Raw genomic sequence first — 18,308 nt, 5'->3', positions numbered from 1 at the left:
CCGCTTCAAGGCCAGCTCCGAGGCTGCAAAGCAAAAGCGAAAGGAGACCCCCGCATTGACCAAAACATAACCGCTGATAAGCTGTAAGGGCGGGTCAAATCTCGGTGAAAATACCGGGTCACTTCTCAGCGGAAATTAACATCCCGGTGCGCAAAGCTGCGCCGACCTTGCGACCCCTGTTCAAACCGCGGATGTCGGTGTCTGGTGGAATGAACTGGACGCAGAAGCGGCGTTGCAGATCTGCACCGATGCGGTAGCGGCGGATTCCGAAGATCATGCAAGCCGGGCCCATCTGGCGCGGGTGTACAGCAAGCTGGGCCAGGACCGGCGGGCTTTCGATCTTGTTTACGATATCCGCGATACCGATAACCCCGATGCCTTGGCCTATCTTGGGGTGATGTTTGACAACGAGGCCGTGCCGGGGAGCGATCCGGCAGCCGCGCTTCGGTATTTCGAGCGTGCCGCGGCGGCCGGCAACCTGTTTGCCATGTCGAACCTTTCCAATCTTCTATTGGACGAGGATGGCGGGTTTTACGATCCCGAGCGCGGCCAGGCGCTTCGGCGACAGGCGGCGGAGGGCGGCAATCCCTCTGCTGCGGTGAACCTTGGCAATGACCTGATGTATGGCAGCGACGCCAGCGATGCCCAGATGGCGGAGGCGGTGGCGTGGTACAAGCAGGCGGCAGAGGGCCGGTCACCAAGGGCCATGGCCGAGCTTGGTCGGGCTTACCGCTTTGCGAAAGGGGTCAAGCGCAATGATGCCACGGCCGGGGCGTGGTGGGCAAAGGGCGATGCGCTTGGCAATGATTATTCCACCTATCAACTGGCACGGCTTTATCGTTCTGGCACCGGGGTTGCCAAGGATCTCGACAAGGCCGCCGCGCTGTTCACCAAGGCCGGAGAGAATGGCTATGCCAAGGCGTATCACGCCCTGGGCAACATGTATCGTTTCGACAGTGCCGGGACATTCGAAGATGCCGTCGATGCCTGGCGCGAGGCTGCGAAACTGGGGCATGCGGCGGCTTATGACGAGCTTGGCTTGGCGTATTACTTTGGGCGCGGCGTGCCGCAGGATTATCCTGAAGCCGCGAGGCTGAGCATGATGGGGGCCGAAAAGGGAAACCTCAGGACCCAGGGGACGATTGCCGATATGCTGTTCAATGGCATCGGCGTGACCCGCGACGAAAAGGCCGCCGTGGCGTGGTATCAGAAGGCGGTCGATGGCGGATATGCCTATGCCATGCACAAGCTGGCGATCGCCTATCGTGACGGGCGCGGGGTCGAGCGCGACCTTGAGAGGGCGTTCGAGCTGTTTTCGCAGGCGGCGGAGAAGGAAGAAAAGCGGTCTTATCTTTCGCTGGGCTATGCGCTGATCAACGGCGAGGGCGTCGAGGCCGACCCCCAGGCGGGCCTCAAGTGGTACTTCAGGAGCGACAATCGCATCGCCAGGTCCAACATTGCCGAGCTTTACCAGAAGGGTATCGGGGTGGAGCAGAGCGATAAGAAGGCCAGGCACTGGTATCGCCGATCTGCCAATCAGAAGCACCCGCGCGCAATGCGCAAGTATGCCGAGTTCCTGATCGAGGACGGCACGCGCGAGGCCTTGCGCGAGGCGGCCTCGCTGTACCTGACCGGGGCATCGCGCGGAGATATCAAGGCCGAGCGGCGTTTGAACCGGGCGTTCACGGAGAATGACGACCCCCTTGCGGCGGTCTTGCCGGAGGTGCTCGAAGAGAATGCCGCGGACGTGATCAAGCTGGGCCGCCGATACGAGGAGGTCCGCGTCAGTTGCCTTGTCCTGTTGGTGGATTGTGGCAAGTTGGCAAGGCAGAAGATTCATTTGGCCAATTCCGCCAACTGGTACCGCAGGGCAGGGTCTGTCCCCGAGGCGCAATTCCGTCTTGGCCGGTTGCTGAGCGCCCATCCGCAGGTCGAGCAGGGCCCGACCGAAGCGGCAGACGCTCTGGCCGCCGCGAATGCGGCGGGCAATTCCGACGCGGGGCTGTGGCAGGCCATGCAAGGCGTTGCGACGCCGCAGGACGCGTCCCGGGCCATGCGCGCGGAACTCGATGGTCTGGAGGCGGGCGAGGCCGCGCGGCTGGCGATGCTGTCGGTCGTGGGCCGGTTCGGGGATGACGCCATCGGGCCCGGCTGGACATGGGTGGAGGACAAGGCGGCCACGGGCGAGCCCGAGGCGCAGGCGGCCCTCGTGGGCGCGGCGCTGTTCCTGGGCAATTTCGACATGGCTGCCGAGCAGATCAAAGCGTTGGGCGCGCAGGTCGCAACTTTCGATCTTGAGCCGGTCGATTATACTCTGCGCCAGGCTCTGACCTTTCTGATGGGCACCGTGCGCGAGGGAGTGACGCCAGACGCGGGGCAACTGGATGATATCGGCACGCTTCTGGACGTGCTGGCCGAAAGCCGCGCCGAGCAGACGGAGGAGTTGCGCCTGATGCTGAAAGAGGTGCGGTATCGTCTGGCGACGCGGGAGCAGTATACCCCGCTGCAGATCGAAAGCGCACAGGCTGCCGATGTGCGATTGGTCGGCGTTGACGAGCGGATCGCGGACAAGACCAAGGGGCTTGGAGAGTCGCCTTTGCTTGTGCCGCTCTACCAGGAACGGGCGCGACTTCTGGCCGAGCTGGGCAACCTCGAGCATGCGGAGGAGGCGGTCTACAAATCGGTCGCCATTGCCAAATCGATCAATGATCGAAGCCGGCATATCACCGGGTCGCTGGTGTATCACATGGAGATGGCCTGTAGCCAGCGCAAGGGCAGCGACCTGTTGTTCGACATCGGTGCGGAGGCTGCCGGATTGGCCTTGGCCAAATCCGCCGTGAACCACCTGCAATCGGCGCGCCGCAAATTGGTGGAACTGCCGCAGAACCTGCAGAATTGTTTCCGCGATCTGCTGTCCGACCAGTACCGGCGCATGGCCGATGTGTTGATCCGCAACGATTACTTCGACGAGGCACAAGCCATCCTGGCGCAGCTGAAGGATTTCGAAACCTATCGCTATGCTGGGGGCGATAGCGAGCGTGTCGGCGCGGCCTTTGACCCGATTCCCATGTCGAGTGCGCAGGACGCGATCATGACGCAGATCCACGGGTTGCCCGTGCGCGAAATGATCGAGCTGGAGCAGCAGCTCGATGCCTTGTCCGAGGAAGATGCCGATATGATCGCGCAGGTCGAGGCCAGGTTGGAGGCCGCGCAGATCGCCCTGGCCGACAGTCTTGACGAATTGTACGATGCCCTTGACGCGATGGACACCAACGCCAGCGTCGACCTGGCACGCGAGGTGTCTTCGAGGACGCTGCGGCGGTTGGCGGGCCGGTTGGACCGTCTGGATAGCGTGGCCATGGTCTATTCCGTTTCGGTGCCCGAGCGAACGCATTTCCTGATCGTGACGGGCGACGGCACCGAGCACCATGAACTGGAGATCGGCGAGGCCGAACTGAATGCGCAGATCGAAGAGGCGCGCACCTCGCTGAGCGACCCCGCGCTTGATCCCGAACCTGCGGCGCGGGATTTCTATTCCACGATCTGGGCGCCGGTGGATGAGGCGCTTTCAGGGCTGGACGGGGAAGGCCAGGTGCTGCTCGTTCTCGACGGGCGCATGCGCTATGTGCCGATCCCTGCCCTGATCGGGCCGGATGGGTGGCTCGTGAACGGGCACCGTTATGTCACCTTTACGCCGGCGAGCCGCGATCTCCTGCTTGACGACGAGGAAATCGAAGAGCTCTCGGTCGAGGCCCTCGGCGCCTCGCGCGGGGGGATGGGTTCACGCCGTTGCCTTACGTGAAGATGGAATTGAACAGCATTGTCGGCCTCGAAGGATCGGCCGGGTCGATCGTGCCGGGGCGCGCCTGGCTTGACGAGCGTTTCGACAAGGTCGCGTTTTCCGACGCGCTTGAATCGGGAAGGCCCGTCATCCACGTCGCCACGCATTTCGACCTGACAGAAGACGAAACGTCTTCCCGCCTGTTGCTGGGCACGGGCGAGACCCTGTCCGTGGCCGCGTTCAAGGACGATGTGCGCGCGGGAAGATATGATCTCAACGATGTTCAGATGCTGGTTCTGTCGGCGTGCAGCACCGGTTTTTCTGGTGGGGCCGAACTCGAAAGCCTGGCCACCGAAATGCAATATGAAGGGGTGCGCACCGTGCTGGCGACGCTGTGGCCCGTGGCCGATCAATCCACGGCGGCCTTCATGGCGGGCTTTTACGACGAGCTTCGTAACGGTGCCGGACGTTCGGAGGCGCTCCATGCCGTGCAGCGACGCTTCACCCGAAGCGAGGATCTGACCGCGGTGACCGCATCGCTGCGCGGGTTCGCGGCGTATTCGGAAGACCCGAAGCCTTCCACGACCTATGGTGGCTATACCCATCCGTTCTACTGGGCCGGGTTCCAGATGATCGGGCAGTGGAGATAGGGTGGCGCGGCAGTGCCGGGGGTGTCAGACAACAGGAGCCGAACTGACCGCCACGGTCGTCGCCGATCGTAATGGTTCGATCGAGCTTGTCGGGGTGGTTACGGCAGGTCACCGTCTCGCGTAATCCTGCCCGGGGCCGAGAAGGATCTGGGCGCAATCCTCGAGGCACGCGGCGCGGACGATTTCCGCGTGGTTTCGACGATCCGCGTCGGATGAGGGCCACAGCAGAAGCTCGGCGGTGCGTATGTAGAGCGACACGATTCCGATCGGCTCCTCCGCCGCGAAGGCCAACATGGCGTCGATCACCTCCCGCGCCAATGCGCGGTCATCATCCATGACGGCGCGTTCCAGTACGCTGGCGTGATACCAGAAGACCGAATGCGCGAGAGAGCCGCGCGCCAGGCACTCCCGTCCCTTTGCGATCCAGTCATCCCGCGCCTCGCGGTCTTCCGCCAGCAGGGCCGCGAGACCCAGGATCTTGCCGCCGACATACGCGTCGGAACAGGCGTCCTCGAGATACGGCTGGATATGGTCACGCGCCGTCTGCAAATCGCCCCGGCGCATGTGGAGAAAGGCATAGAGCGTCTGCACATCCTTCACGAAGCGGGTTTCGCCACGGGCCGTGGCAAGCTTGGAAATCGCGACGAGGTCTTCCTCGAGGCCCGTCAGGTCACCGTTGGCCGTGCGCATTTCCGCCCGTATCTCGCGGGCGATGAGTTCCGTCCGGGCGGCGCCGCACTGGACCGCGCTGTCGACGGCGACGTCGGCCAGCAGGAAGGCCTGCGGACCGGGATCGGCGAAGAACAGCGAGAAGGCCTGCATGAACATGTATTCTTCCCGGACGAGCCCGAGGCCTGCGCGTTCGGCTGTTTCGATGGCCTTGGTGAAATGGCCATACGCGGTGGTGAACCGGCCGGCGGCATAGGCCGCGTCGCCGATGCCGCCGTGGCCGCGGGCTGTTCCGTGCGGATCGCCCGCAACCTCGGCCGCGGCAAGTGCCGCCGTGTGATGCACCATGCAGGCGGCATGATCCCCCCGCACGAAGGCGCGGTTGCCGCGTTGTTCGTGTATTTCCGCACGGCCGGGCCCGGCGAGACCGATGGAATCGGCGATCTCTTCGGCCGCGTCCAGCGCCCGGTCGGCCGCGTCCCCCTCGCCGAGCCGGTGCAGAACGAGCGCCTGGCGCGTCAGCATGGCCACGCGTGTTTCGTCCCTGGTGGCAAGGGCGTGGGCGGTGCGGTAATCCTCCAGCGCACCGGCCATGTCGCCCCGGGTGCGACGGATGCTGGCGCGGCAGGAATACAGGTCCGCATGCGCTTCGGGGTCGCCGTCGCGGGCCAGACCTTTCTCGATATAGGGTAAGGCGGCCGTAAAGCGCCGCGCGGCGACCATGGCATTCGCCGCCGCCACGGTGGCCGGACCGGCGTCGGCGTCATCCGGCGCCCGCAGCGCGTGATCGGCCCACCGCAGCGGATCGCCGCCGCGGAAGTGTGTCGCCGCACGCGCATGCCAGTTCTGCCGTGTTTCCTCGGGTATGGCCTCGTAGATCGCCAGGTGGACAAGATCGTGACCGAAGGCCAATCCAGTTTCGGTCTCGTGCAGCAGGTCTCCACTTGCCCGAAGGCGTGCGGTGGCAGGAAAAATCGCGGCGGCCTCGGCCGGATCGAAACCGGCCCCCAGGATCGCGGCCTGCCGCAACGCCCCGCGCTCGGCTTCGGGCAGGCGTTCGACCTGTTCCTGCACCAGTTCCGCGACGCTTGTCGGCAGGGCGCCATCGGTCCAGTTCGCCTCGAGAAGGCGGATCAGGAACAACGGGTGCCCCGCGGCCCGTTCGATGGCCGCCTCGGGGGCATTGTTGCCGGGCGCCAACGCCCGGACAAGGTCGCGCGCCTTGGCCTCCGACAGGGGCGGAAGCGTGACACGCACCAGTCCCGGCAGGGCGCGCACCGCCAGCCGGCGATCGAGGCTGCGCGACCCGGGACGTTCCGTCAGCAGAACGACAACGCTGGCGTTCTGAAGTTTCTTCACGAGGTCAAGAATGAAATCGCCGGCGCCTATCGGCCTCCAGTGGCAATCTTCGATGACCAGGAGCAGACCGGATGGTTGTGCCGCCCGGGTCAATGCGGCGGCGAGAACGTCGACGATCCGCTCCTGCTGCGCCTCGGGTGAGAGGGCGCTCATTCGCAGCTCGACCTCGTTGCCAACATGCTCGTCGCGAAGCCACGACCACACGGCCCGATCAATCGAGGAGGCCTCTTCGGGTTGAGGAGGCGCCGGCAGGGCGGCCATGATCCTTTGTGCCAAGTGGCGCGATCCGGGGGAGAAGGCCTCGAACCCGGCCTTCGCAATGATCATCCCGGATAGTCCGACAGTTCGGGCGATTTCGGCGGTCAGCCGGCTCTTGCCGATCCCGGCTTCACCGGCAAGGTGGATCGTCAGACCGGATCCGGCCGTCTGCGCGGCTGAAATCGCGGCTATGATCTGGGCCAGTTCGGTATCGCGTCCGATGATTGGCAGGTCGGGGCGCTTTCGCGCCGCACCGAGCTGCAGCGATACGGCGCGCTGGCCGCTTTCGACGGTCAGCCCGAGGCGCGGGGCCAGCTCGGAGATCACCAGAACATCTCCGGGGTCCGCCATCGCCGCCAGGCGCCTGGCCTGCACGACGGCCCGGGATGACGCGTGGTCCGCGGTCTCCGGCGCCGTCAGGCCGAAGGACAGGGAAGGTCCTGCCTCCGCCGCCAGGTGCAGGGCGGTGTTGGAAACCTCGTGCAACGGCTGGCCGGTGAACACGAACGCCACTTCACCCGGCCGCGCCTCGAGTTCAACCGCTCCTTTGGCGCTGGCCGTGTCACGCAGCAAAGCAAGATCCGGTGTGCCGTCCGCCTCCATGCAGAGCAGCAGGAAGGCCGTCTCGGGCAGCGGGGCATCGCCGGTGGCGTCGGTCTCCGGCGCGGGGGCCGGCGACGGGGCACCGGCGCCCCGGCGCAGCCGGTCGTAGAGCGCGCGCGTCTCGGGGTCGGGGGCGGTGCCCAGGTCGCGCCGCAGCGCGGCTTCCAGATCGTTGTACCGCGACCTGACCGCCCCGCGCATACCGCGCGCGGCATCCAGCGTCATCAGCCGCCGGTGCGCCGCCTCGTTCAGCGGATCATGTGCCAGCAACCGGTGTGCCAGCGCCGCGGCATCGGGGCTGTCGCCCATGCGCTCCAGCTCCCGCGAGAGCGCGTCGGTGACCAGTCCCGCGAGCCTTGCGCGATGCTCCGCGACAGCCTGGCCGAGTTCGAAGGACCGAATGTCGAGCCCCTCCAGAAACGGCCCCCCGTACAGGCGTACCGCCTCGGTCGGATCATTGCGCGCCAGCGCGTCGTGGAACATGTCGAGATCGGTGACAACGCCCGCGCCAAGGCGCAGGTTGTCCGCCTCTGCCTCGATCCAGCCATCGCCCCCGGCGCGACGTATCTGGAGCAGCGACTGGCGCAGGCTCGCCCGTGCCTGTTCGCTGTCGCTGTGCTCCCACAGCAAGGCGGCAAGGCGCTGTCGGGACATGGTTCGCCGCCGCGCCACGGCGAGAAGTCCGGCCAGCATCCGGGGCTTGCGGGCGCTCAACGCCACCCGTTCACCGTCTCGAGTCATCGCGAACCCGCCAAGACAATCGAGCCGGAGTCCCATTTTTAACGCACCTTTCACGCTTGAAGGCCCGGAAAGTTTAACGCCGACCGGGCAGAGGACAGCTCACCAGACAAGTTCAGAGAGCCGACACATGTTTCACTTCAATTCAAAACCGGGTTCCGGCAGCAGGCCCGGACCGGCAAGGCCGCGCAAATGGCACGACCTGATCACCCGCATGCTTGGCCTGCCGCAGATAGACCCCCTCGACGAGGTGACCGGTCTGCCGCCGCAGAGCCCGAGCGTGCTTCGAAACCCTAATCTATGGTGACCCAAATGGCGACGTATCGCAATAAACTTCCCCAGGTCGGCAAAACGCCGATGCTGAGCGATTCCGGCCGTCGCCGCCTATCCGCCGATGGAAACGCCCGGCTCCGAACCCGAGGAGACCGCCCTCTGCGTGATCATCGGGCGTTCGCAGGCTGCACGCCGCCACGCCGCCATGGCTTCGACGCGGCGGCAGGGATCCGGGTGGCCGGTTGCCCACCGATGAAAGGACCCATGTCATGACCATGTCGGTCGCATTTCGGCAGCTCGCCCCCGGGCGGCGCCACAGCAGCCTCGTCCTTTCCAGACGGGCCCGGCGGCTGACCTCGCTGGCGATACTTATCGGGCTCGGCGTGCTTGCTCTCACGGCGGATCCTTTCGGCGCCGGGCAGGCCTGCGGCGATGCGACGGCAGGCCGCTGCACATTCATGAGCACGACGCCGACAGTCGGAGCGGCGGCGATCCGGATCCCCGGCAAGCCGCACCTCTACGCGCGGCTTGCGACGCCGCTCAGCTTTACCGATCCGACAGGCGCCGTCTGGACGGCGCCGCGCGGAACGCTGACCGACGGTGCCTCGATTCCCCCGGTATTCGTGCCGCTGATCGGAGAGCCGCGCCGCGCCGAATTCCTCTCTCCGGCGGCGCTGCACGATGCCTATTGCGGCGCGGGCAACGAAGACCTGCCCCAGTTTCGCACGCGATCGTGGGAGGAAACGCACCGGATGTTCTATCACGGCCTGCTCGCCGCAGGTGTGCCGCCCGCAAAGGCGAAAGTCATGTTCGCCGCCGTCTACCTGGGCGGGCCGCGCTGGAACGATCCCGCGCGCTCGCTGGAAACCGTCCCCGACACCGTTCTTCGCCGCGAGATGGAAGCCTGCCTGCGCTTCATCGAGGAAGACCGCCCGACTCTGGCCGAGATAGAAGCCTGGATGCGCCGCCGCGAGGCGACGCTCCTGTCCACGACCTCTGCACCGGCGCCCTGATCCAAGTCGTTGGAAATACTGGCGATCCCGCGAGGACTCGAACCCCGAACCTGCTGATTAGAAGTCAGCTGCTCTATCCAGTTGAGCTACGGGACCGCTTGCGACTTCGTTTAGCGGGCCCTTTGCGCAAGATCAAAGGCAAATCACGCGAAAGGGTCGTCGGGGTAGCGCACTTCGGCGAGGTAGAGGCCGTGGGGCGGGCAGACCGGGCCGCAGGCGGCGCGGTCGCGGGCGGCCAGCGCGGTGGCGACGTCGGCGGGCGCCCAGGCGCCGGCGCCCACGCGTTCCAGGGTGCCGACGATGGAGCGGACCTGGTTGTGCAGGAAGGAGCGGGCGCGGAGACGGAAGTGGAGCTCGGGGCCAGAGAGGCCGGAGGCGGGCTCGATGGTGATCTCGTCGAGGGTTTTGACGGGGCTTTTGGCCTGGCAGATGGTCGAGCGGAAGGTGGTGAAGTCGTGGTGGCCGGTGAGGTGGGCCGCGCCTTCGCGTATGGCGTTGATATCCAAGGGATTTCTGACGTGCCAGACCTGTCCCCTGTCATGGGTGGCCGGCGCCCGGCGCATGAGCAGGCGGAACAGGTAGCGGCGTTCGGTGGCCGAGAAGCGGGCGTGCCAGTCGTCGGCGACGCGGGCGCAGGCGAGGATGGCGACGGGCTGGGGTTTGAGGTGGTAGTTGAGGGCTTCGGAGAGGCGGAACGGGTCCCAGTCCTTCGTCAGATCGCAATGGGCCACCTGGCCGAGCGCGTGGACACCGGCATCGGTGCGGCCGGCGGCGGCGATGGTATGCGGGCCGGGTTCGAGGCGGGCGAGCGCCGTCTCGATCGCGCCCTGCACCGAGGGCTGGTCGGCCTGCCTTTGCCAGCCGGCAAAGGGGGCGCCGTTATATTCGACCTTGAGCGCGTAGCGTTGCATGACGCGGCTCTTAGCGCGGGGGCAGGCTTCGGACAATCCCTTGCCGAAAGGTTAACGGCGGGGTGGTTTCGCGGGGGGCGGAGCCGGTGCCGGTACGGGCAATCGGTAGGGTCTAGGGCAAGGGTGTTGACGTATGGTTGACGCCGGAGCCCGGTGGCGCGCGCAACACCCCCACTGGCAAGAGCCCGCCGTGGGGGCTATCTTGTCGGGTGACAGTGAACGGACAGGCAATCACAGACAGGCAGACAGGGGCAGGCCCATTGGTCATTTCCTCCATCGCAGACGGGCTGACACGCGGGATCGAAGGCGTGTCGGGCACGATTTCCGAGACGTTTTTCGAGCCGGTGATCCGGCTGGGGGTGACCGGGCTGTCGCGGGCGGGCAAGACGGTGTTCATCACCTCGCTGGTGGCCAACCTGATGGACCGGGGGCGGATGCCGGGGCTGGTTGCCGCCGGTGACGGGCGGATCTCAGCGGCGTTCCTGCAGCCGCAGCCCGACGACACGGTGCCGCGGTTCGATTACGAGGCGCATCTGGGCGCGCTGACCGGGGCGTCGCCGCATTGGCCCGAGAGCACGCGGGCGGTGTCGGAATTGCGGCTGTCGCTCAGGGTGCGGCCGTCGGGGTTGTTGTCGGGGTTTTCGGGGCCGCGGACGGTGCACCTGGATATCGTGGATTACCCGGGCGAGTGGCTGCTGGACCTCGGGTTGATGGACAAGGATTTCGCCACGTGGTCGGCGGAGATGCTGGGCCGGCTGGAGGGCCGGGGCGAGGGGGCAGCGTACCTTGCCTTGGCGAAGGAGACGGACGGGGCTGAGCCCTTGGAGGAGCCCAAGGCGCAGGCGCTGGCGCGGGCCTTTACGGCGTATCTGACGCAGGCGCGGGATGCGGGGTATTCGGATTGCACGCCGGGACGGTTTTTGCTGCCCGGCGACCTGGAGGGCTCGCCGGTGCTGACCTTTGCGCCGTTGCCCAAGCCCGAGAGCACGCCGCGGAAGTCGCTCTGGCGCGAGATGGAGCGGCGGTTCGAGGCATACAAGTCGCGCGTGGTGACGCCCTTTTTCCGCGATCATTTTGCCCGGATCGACCGGCAGGTGGTGCTGGTCGATGTGCTGGGGGCGATCCATCGGGGGCCGGCGGCGGTGGAGGATATGCGGCAGGCGATGGCGGATATTCTCGGAGCCTTCCGCCCGGGGCGGAACGCGTTCCTGAGCCGGTTGCTGCGCGGGCGGCGAGTGGAGAAGATCCTGTTCGCGGCGACCAAGGCGGACCATCTGCACCATACGCAACACGGGGCGCTGGCCGGGATCATGGCGGCGCTGATGCGCGAGGCAAGGGACCGGGCGGATTTCGCAGGGGCCGAGACGAAGGCGATGGCGATTGCGGCGCTGCGGGCGACGACCGAGGAGACGCGGCCGCATGAGGGCGGATCGGTGGAGTGCGTGCGGGGGACGTTGATGAACGCGGACGGGTCGCGCGGGAAGCAGGCGGCGTTCTATCCGGGCGCGTTGCCGGAGGATCCGGCGCGGCTGTTGACCCCGGCGCGGGCGGGGGCGGAGAAATGGCTCGATGCGGATTACCAGGTGATGCGGTTCGCGCCGGCGCCGTTGACGCTGCGGCCCGGGGACGGGCCGCCGCATATCCGGCTCGATCGGGCGGCGCAGTTCCTGTTCGGAGATAGGTTATGAGCAAAGGGCCGATCCTGTTCGATGTCGACGAGACCGAGGCGGCGCCCGGCCCGGATGTCGCGCCGCCGGTGCCGGACCCGGAGATGCCGGAGGCGCCGGAGGGCCGCGCGATGCTGACCGTGGCGACGCTGGCGGCGCGGCGGCCGTCGCGGCTGGCGCGGTGGTTCTGGGGGCTGTTGCTGACGCTCTTGGCGGCGGTGCTGTCGGTGGCGGCGTGGGATTTCGCCATGGGGCTGATCGGGCGCTGGCCCGTGGTGGGATACGCGATCACGGGGCTGATCGTGGCGGTGCTGATTTTGCTGCTGGCGATCGCGGTGAAGGAGCTGGCGGCGTTTGCGCGGCTGGGGCGGCTGGATGCGCTATTTCTCAAGGCCGAGGAGGCGCTGGCGGGCGATGACCTGGGCAAGGCGCGGGAGGTGACGCGGGGGCTGGTGGCCCTTTACGCGGGGCGCGAGGATACGCGCTGGGGGCGGGAGCGGCTGGCCGAGGCACAGGCGGACCAGTTCGATGCGGCGGCGTTGCTGGGGGTGGCGGAGACGGAATTGCTGGGGCCGCTGGATGCCGTGGCGACGCGGGAGGTCGAGGCGGCGGCGCGGCAGGTGGCGGCGGTGACGGCGGTGGTGCCGCTGGCGCTGGCGGACGTGGTGGCGGCGCTGACGGCGAATTTGCGGATGATCCGGCGGATTGCGGAGGTCTATGGCGGGCGGTCGGGGACGCTGGGGAACTGGCGGCTGGCACGGGCGGTGATGACGCATCTGGTGGCGACGGGGGCCGTGGCGGTGGGCGATGACATGCTGGGCTCGATCGCGGGCGGCGGGGTTCTGTCGCGGCTGTCGCGGCGGTTCGGCGAGGGGGTGGTGAACGGGGCGTTGACGGCACGGGTCGGCGTGGCGGCGATGGAGGTGTGCCGGCCGTTGCCGTTCGCGCGGGTGGCGCGGCCGTCGGTGACGTCGCTGGTGCGGCGGGCGTTGACGGGGCTGTTCGGGCAGGGGGGCTGAGCCGGGGAAGTGGTGGGTTGGCACCCACCTTACGGCGCTAGCGGAGTTTCGGGATGCCGCCTTCGTGGGTTTCGCGCTCGGTGACGCTGGCGCGGAGGGAGCGGCCGATGCGGTGGGCCAGCGCCGACCATGCGGCGGCCTGGTCGGGGCGGAGTTCGGATTTCAGGACGGTATCGAAGAGCGCGAGCCAGGTGGAGAACATGCCGGGGCGGACGTTGCCGGCGTTGACATGGGCGGCGACGGGGGTGCCGTCATAGCCGCGCTCGTGCAGGATGGTGTTGGCCCAGAAGGCGGCGATGCGGGCCTCGTGGGCGGGCCAGTCGGTGACGTGTTGGGCGAAGACCGGGCCCAGGCCCGGATGGGCACGGATGCGCTCGTAGAAGACGGCGACGACCCGCTCGATCTCGGGGCGGGTGATGTCGAAGCGCGGGGGCAGGGCGGTGGTCATGGGGGAGATTTGACCGTGGGGCGGGGGAGTTGCAAGGGCTGCGGGCGATTCGGAGGTTAACGGCCTTGGTTTGAAGGGGTTTGGACGTCGGTATCAAGTCGGTATTTTGTCGGTATCGCGTCGGTGTCGGGGGCTGTGCGGGCCAGGGTTGATGTGGCGTTCCGGGCGCAACGGGCGAGATGTTGTGGTGCGCGCAACGGGGGCGGGGCGGAATTTTGGAAAATTCCGGGGCGGAAAATTCGAATTTTCGGGCGCGGGGGGTGAGGTTGGGTGGAGCGAAAATCGCGCGAATTCCGGGGCTGGAAATTCCGATTCTCCCTGGTGGTTTTCCGCGGGGAAAACGAGGGCGTGGAGGGGTGGGTGCCGACCAAGGGCGTGGCGGCGTTGGCGGGGTCGGCTTTGAGTATTTTTTGGAAAGGTGAAGCGGGGCGGGGCGGCGCTTTGTGGCTCGTGCGGCGGTTTCGGGGCGGGTCCGAGAGGTGGGCGCGTTTTGGAAACGGGGGGAATTGAGTATTTCCGGAACAGTGAAACGAGGGGGTGCGGCGCTTTGTGGCTTGTGTGGCGGTTTCGGGGCGGGCCTGGGACGAAAGCGCGTTTGGGAGGGTGGGGATTTGAGTATTTGCGGAACAGTGAAAGGTGGGTGTGAGGCGCGGTTCGGGGGCGCTGGGCCGGTGGGGCGGACGGGGTTTGCCTCGGCTCTGGACGCCGCCGGACGCGCGGCCTATAACCCGGCGCATGATGCACCTGTTCGCGATCATCATTCGAATTACATGCCCGGCGCTCTGAGACCGACGAGCCGCCGGGACAAGGCGCATGGCAAGCCGCGCCGCCCCCTCATCCAGACCTGAGACCACCCAAGTGACAAAGGACGTCACCCATGTGTGCCGACATGCCCGAATACAAAGACACGCTGAACCTGCCGAAGACCGATTTCCCGATGCGCGCGGGCCTGCCCAAGCGCGAGCCCGAGTGGCTGGAGCGCTGGAACGACCTGCGCATCTATTCCCGCCTGCGCGAGAAGGCCGTAGCGGAGGGGGGGCGGAAGCCCTTCACGCTGCATGACGGTCCTCCTTACGCCAACGGGCATCTGCATATCGGCCACGCGCTGAACAAGATCCTCAAGGACATGGTGGTGCGCAGCCAGCAGATGATGGGGCGGGATGCGCGCTATATCCCCGGCTGGGATTGTCACGGGCTGCCGATCGAGTGGAAGATCGAGGAGCAGTACCGCGCCAAGGGCGAGAGCAAGGACAAGGTCGATATCGTCGATTTCCGGCAGGAATGCCGGAAGTTCGCCGAGGGCTGGATCGACGTGCAGCGCGACGAGTTCAAGCGGCTGGGCGTGACCGGGAAGTGGTCGAAGCCCTACCTGACGATGGATTTCCGGGCCGAGCGGATCATCGCGGAGGAGTTCCAGAAGTTCCTGATGAACGGGACGCTCTACCAGGGGTCGAAGCCGGTGATGTGGTCGCCGGTGGAGAAGACCGCGCTGGCCGAGGCGGAGGTGGAGTATCACGACAAGGAGAGCTTTACCATCTGGGTGAAGTTCGAGGTGGCCGGTGACGAGGTCCCGGGTCAGGCCCGGGACGGGTTGGCGGGGGCCTTCGTGGTGATCTGGACGACGACGCCGTGGACGATCCCGTCGAACAAGGCGGTCGTGTATGGCGAGGACTTCGCCTACGGGCTTTACGAGGTCACGGGCACGCCGGAGCAGTGCTGGGCCAATGTGGGCGACCGGTTCATCCTGGCCGACAAGCTGGCGGGTGACGTGATGGGCCGGGCAAGGCTTGAACCGGATATGTGGACACGCGTGCGGGACGTGAGCGCCGATGAATTGTCGGGGCTGAGCCTGAAGCATCCGTTTGCCGGGGCCGAGGGGGCGCATGGCGAATGGGATGATTTGCGGGATTTCCGCGCCGCGGATTTCGTCACCGACGAGGAAGGCACCGGGTTCGTGCATTGCGCGCCGAGCCACGGGATGGAGGAGTACGAGCTCTATCGCGGCCTGGGGATGCTGGACGAGGTGATCACCTACAACGTCATGGATGACGGGACGTTCCGCGAGGATCTGCCCTTCTTCGGCGGCACCGAGATCCTCAACCGCAAGGGCAAGGAGGGCAATGCCAACAAGGCCATCATCGACAAGCTGGTCGAGGTGGGCGGATTGCTGGCGCGGGGCAAGATCAAGCACTCCTACCCGCATTCGTGGCGCTCGAAGGCGCCGGTGATCTATCGCAACACGCCGCAATGGTTTGCCGCCATCGACCGGGAGGTCGGCGACGGGCAGGACAAGTTCGGCAAGACCATCCGCAAGCGGGCGCTGACGTCAATCGACAAGGTGAAGTGGACACCGAAGACCGGGCGAAACCGGCTGTATTCGATGATCGAGGCAAGGCCGGACTGGGTGTTGAGCCGGCAAAGGGCCTGGGGCGTGCCGCTGACCTGTTTCCGCAAGGTGGGCGCGATGCCGACGGACGAAGATTTCCTGCTGCGCGACGAGACCGTCAATGCGCGCATCCTGGAGGCATTCGAGGCGGAAGGGGCCGATGCGTGGTACAAGCCCGGGGCCAAGGAGCGGTTCCTCGGCAATGACTATGATCCGGCCGAGTGGGAGAAGGTCGACGACATTCTCGATGTGTGGTTCGATAGTGGCTCGACCCACGCCTTCGTGCTGCGCGATCGGGAGGATGGCAGCGAGGATGGCTTGGCCGATCTCTACCTCGAAGGCACCGACCAGCACCGGGGGTGGTTCCATTCCTCGATGCTGCAGGCGTGCGGGACGATCGGGCAGGCGCCCTATCGCGGGGTTCTGACCCATGGCTTCACGCTCGACGAGAAGGGCAACAAGATGTCCAAGTCGCTGGGCAACACGATTGTGCCGGAAGAGGTGGTGAAGCAGTACGGCGCCGATATCCTGCGGCTGTGGGTGGCGCAGACCGATTACACCAACGACCAGCGGATCGGGCCGGAGATCCTGAAGGGGACCGCCGACAGTTACCGGCGGCTGCGCAACACGATGCGGTTCATGCTGGGGGCCTTGAGCCATTTCAGCGAGGCGGACCGGGTGAAGCCCGCGGATATGCCGGAGCTGGAGCGCTGGGTGCTGCACCGGCTGGCGGAGCTCGATCACAAGGTGCGCAAGGGCTATGCCGAGTATGACTTCCAGGGCGTGTTCCAGGCGCTGTTCAACTTTGCCACGGTGGAGTTGAGCGCGTTCTACTTCGATATCCGGAAGGATGCGCTTTACTGCGACGGCGATACCGAGCGGCGGCGGGCGGCACGGACGGTGATGGATATCCTGTTCCACCGGCTGACCACGTGGCTGGCGCCGGTGCTGGTGTTCACCATGGAGGAGGTCTGGCTGGAGCGGTTCCCGGGCGAGGAAAGCTCGGTCCACCTCGTGGATATCCCGGAGACGCCGGCGGACTGGATCGACGAGCCGCTGGCGGCGAAATGGGCGCAGGTGCGGCGGGCGCGGCGCGTGGTGACCGCGGCGCTGGAGGTGCAGCGAACCGACAAGGTGATCGGCGCGAGCCTCGAGGCGGCGCCGGTGGTGCATGTCGACGATCGCGAGATGCTGAAGATCCTGAAATCGGTGAATTTCGAAGATATCTGCATCACGTCGGCCATCTGGCTGACCGGCGACCCGAGCCCGGCGGAGGCCTATCGCCTGCCGGAGGTCGAGGGCGTGACGGTGGTGTTCGAGAAGGCCGAGGGGGAGAAATGCCAGCGGTGCTGGAAGATCCTGCCGGATGTGGGGACGCACAAGCACCCGGGCACCTGCAAGCGGTGTGACGCGGCGCTGGGCTGAGGGCCGGGCGCGACAAAAGGAAAGGCCCGCCGCGAGGGATCGCGGCGGGCCTTTTTCATCGGGTCGTCAAGTGGTTACATGACCCGGATGTAGTAGTGGTAGACCGGCACGACATAGGCTTCGCCCTGATCGTTGGCCGCCTGGTCTTCGTTGGCGGTCATGTCGGTGTCGGCCTCGGCCGTGCTGTCGGCGCTCTGGTCGGTGGCGCTGTCAGCTTCGTTGTTGGCCGCGCTCACACCGCCGGTGGTGTCGGCATTGTTCGACAGGCCATCGGCCGTGACGCTGGTCTTGTTCTCGCTGCCATCGTCGACATAGTCCTTGGCGCTGGCCGAGCTGCCGCCGCTGGCGGCGTCACCATCGGTGGTGGCGTTCGACTGGCCTTCGGCCTTCAGGCCGCCCGGCTGGGCCGCCCAGACACCGGCGCCGCGGTATTCTTGCGGTGAAATGCCGCCGCTGTTGTCGGCGTCGAGCTCGTTGAACCGGGCCTGGATGGCCTGATCGTCGAACTTGGTTTCCGAGACGTCGGTCTCGTACTCGCTGACCGTGATGATGCCGTCACCATTGGTGTCATGCATCTTGAAGCGCTGGGTCGCGGCGCGGGCGAATTCCTCGCTGGTCTCGGAAGCGGAGCCGCCATAGCTCATGGCGTCCTGCTTCTCGGTGTCGCCGTCTTCCCAGGCCTTGCGGGCTTCATTGGCCCAATCCTCGGCGCTCATTTCGGTGGTTTCGTCATCGGCGAGATGCGACCACTCGGCCATGTTGTACTTGCCCTGCTCCTGGCCGGTTTCGGCCTCGTCGCGGGCCATCTTGGCCGAGGTGCCGAGGCAGTTGACATATTCCTGCTTGCTGATCTCGCCGTCGGAATTGGCGTCGATGGCGCCGTAGTCCTGATCGCGCATGTTCTCGATCTCGGTGCGGGTCAGCTTGGCGTTTTCATCGGCGTCGCCCCAGTTGAAGGCGTTCTCGCAGATGTTGTTGGCCGAGCTGTTGTCGGCCGAATCCGTTGCGGCGAGCGCGGGGGCGCCGGCCAGCATCGTGGTGGTCAGTAGCGTCGTGAAAATCCGTGTCATGGTATTTCCTCCTTTCAAACCCGGGGTGATCCCGGTGG

General features: G+C 66.3%; 10 protein-coding genes and 1 tRNA gene. 6 read left to right on the top strand and 5 right to left on the bottom strand.

Annotated features, from left to right (window positions below):
- Positions 1 to 232: 232 nt before the first annotated feature.
- Entirely contained in the window at positions 233 to 3,802 is a 3,570-nt protein-coding gene (locus RLN94_RS05525) for an SEL1-like repeat protein (protein WP_350168654.1), read from the top strand.
- Positions 3,799 to 4,431 (top strand): CHAT domain-containing protein, encoded by a 633-nt coding sequence (locus tag RLN94_RS05520; protein ID WP_350159176.1) that lies wholly within the window; start codon positions 3,799 to 3,801, stop codon positions 4,429 to 4,431. The genes RLN94_RS05525 and RLN94_RS05520 overlap by 4 nt, the downstream gene beginning before the upstream one ends.
- 108 nt (positions 4,432 to 4,539) lie before the next feature.
- Here RLN94_RS05520 and RLN94_RS05515 read toward each other — a convergent pair whose 3' ends face one another.
- Entirely contained in the window at positions 4,540 to 8,097 is a 3,558-nt protein-coding gene (locus tag RLN94_RS05515; RefSeq protein ID WP_350127075.1) for an ATP-binding protein, read from the bottom strand.
- A 503-nt stretch (positions 8,098 to 8,600) separates the two neighbouring features.
- Here RLN94_RS05515 and RLN94_RS05510 point away from each other — a divergent pair.
- Positions 8,601 to 9,344, top strand: a complete 744-nt coding sequence (locus tag RLN94_RS05510) for a DUF1353 domain-containing protein (RefSeq protein ID WP_350127078.1) — start codon at positions 8,601 to 8,603, stop codon at positions 9,342 to 9,344.
- 19 nt (positions 9,345 to 9,363) lie between these two features.
- Here the strand turns inward: RLN94_RS05510 and RLN94_RS05505 are convergent.
- Both RLN94_RS05505 and truA read right to left on the bottom strand, forming a co-directional pair.
- Positions 9,364 to 9,440 (bottom strand) — tRNA-Arg (locus tag RLN94_RS05505).
- A gap of 47 nt (positions 9,441 to 9,487) precedes the next feature.
- Positions 9,488 to 10,255, bottom strand: a complete 768-nt coding sequence (gene truA, locus RLN94_RS05500) for a tRNA pseudouridine(38-40) synthase TruA (RefSeq protein ID WP_350127081.1) — start codon at positions 10,253 to 10,255, stop codon at positions 9,488 to 9,490.
- 260 nt (positions 10,256 to 10,515) lie between these two features.
- On the opposite strand from truA, the gene RLN94_RS05495 reads away from it, so the two are divergent.
- Together RLN94_RS05495 and RLN94_RS05490 are read left to right on the top strand one after the other, a co-directional pair.
- Entirely contained in the window at positions 10,516 to 11,943 is a 1,428-nt protein-coding gene (locus tag RLN94_RS05495) for a YcjX family GTP-binding protein (protein ID WP_350127084.1), read from the top strand.
- On the top strand, positions 11,940 to 12,941 hold the full coding sequence (locus tag RLN94_RS05490) for a YcjF family protein (protein ID WP_350168651.1): 1,002 nt from the start codon (positions 11,940 to 11,942) through the stop codon (positions 12,939 to 12,941). The genes RLN94_RS05495 and RLN94_RS05490 overlap by 4 nt, the downstream gene beginning before the upstream one ends.
- A gap of 37 nt (positions 12,942 to 12,978) precedes the next feature.
- Here the strand turns inward: RLN94_RS05490 and RLN94_RS05485 are convergent, their stop codons facing one another.
- Positions 12,979 to 13,389 (bottom strand): group III truncated hemoglobin, encoded by a 411-nt coding sequence (locus RLN94_RS05485; RefSeq protein WP_350060653.1) that lies wholly within the window; start codon positions 13,387 to 13,389, stop codon positions 12,979 to 12,981.
- A gap of 877 nt (positions 13,390 to 14,266) precedes the next feature.
- Here RLN94_RS05485 and ileS point away from each other — a divergent pair.
- Positions 14,267 to 17,200: an isoleucine--tRNA ligase gene (gene ileS / locus RLN94_RS05480; protein WP_350127092.1), complete on the top strand. Its 2,934-nt coding sequence runs from the start codon at positions 14,267 to 14,269 to the stop codon at positions 17,198 to 17,200.
- A 74-nt stretch (positions 17,201 to 17,274) separates the two neighbouring features.
- Here ileS and RLN94_RS05475 read toward each other — a convergent pair whose 3' ends face one another.
- Positions 17,275 to 18,270, bottom strand: a complete 996-nt coding sequence (locus RLN94_RS05475) for an EF-hand domain-containing protein (protein WP_350127095.1) — start codon at positions 18,268 to 18,270, stop codon at positions 17,275 to 17,277.
- Between the last annotated feature and the right edge of the window lie 38 nt (positions 18,271 to 18,308).

Source organism: Roseovarius sp. (genome assembly GCF_040223625.1).
Taxonomy (GTDB): domain Bacteria; phylum Pseudomonadota; class Alphaproteobacteria; order Rhodobacterales; family Rhodobacteraceae; genus Roseovarius.
Note: the sequence above shows the minus strand (reverse complement) of the source record. Positions and strands in the feature narration are given on the sequence as shown.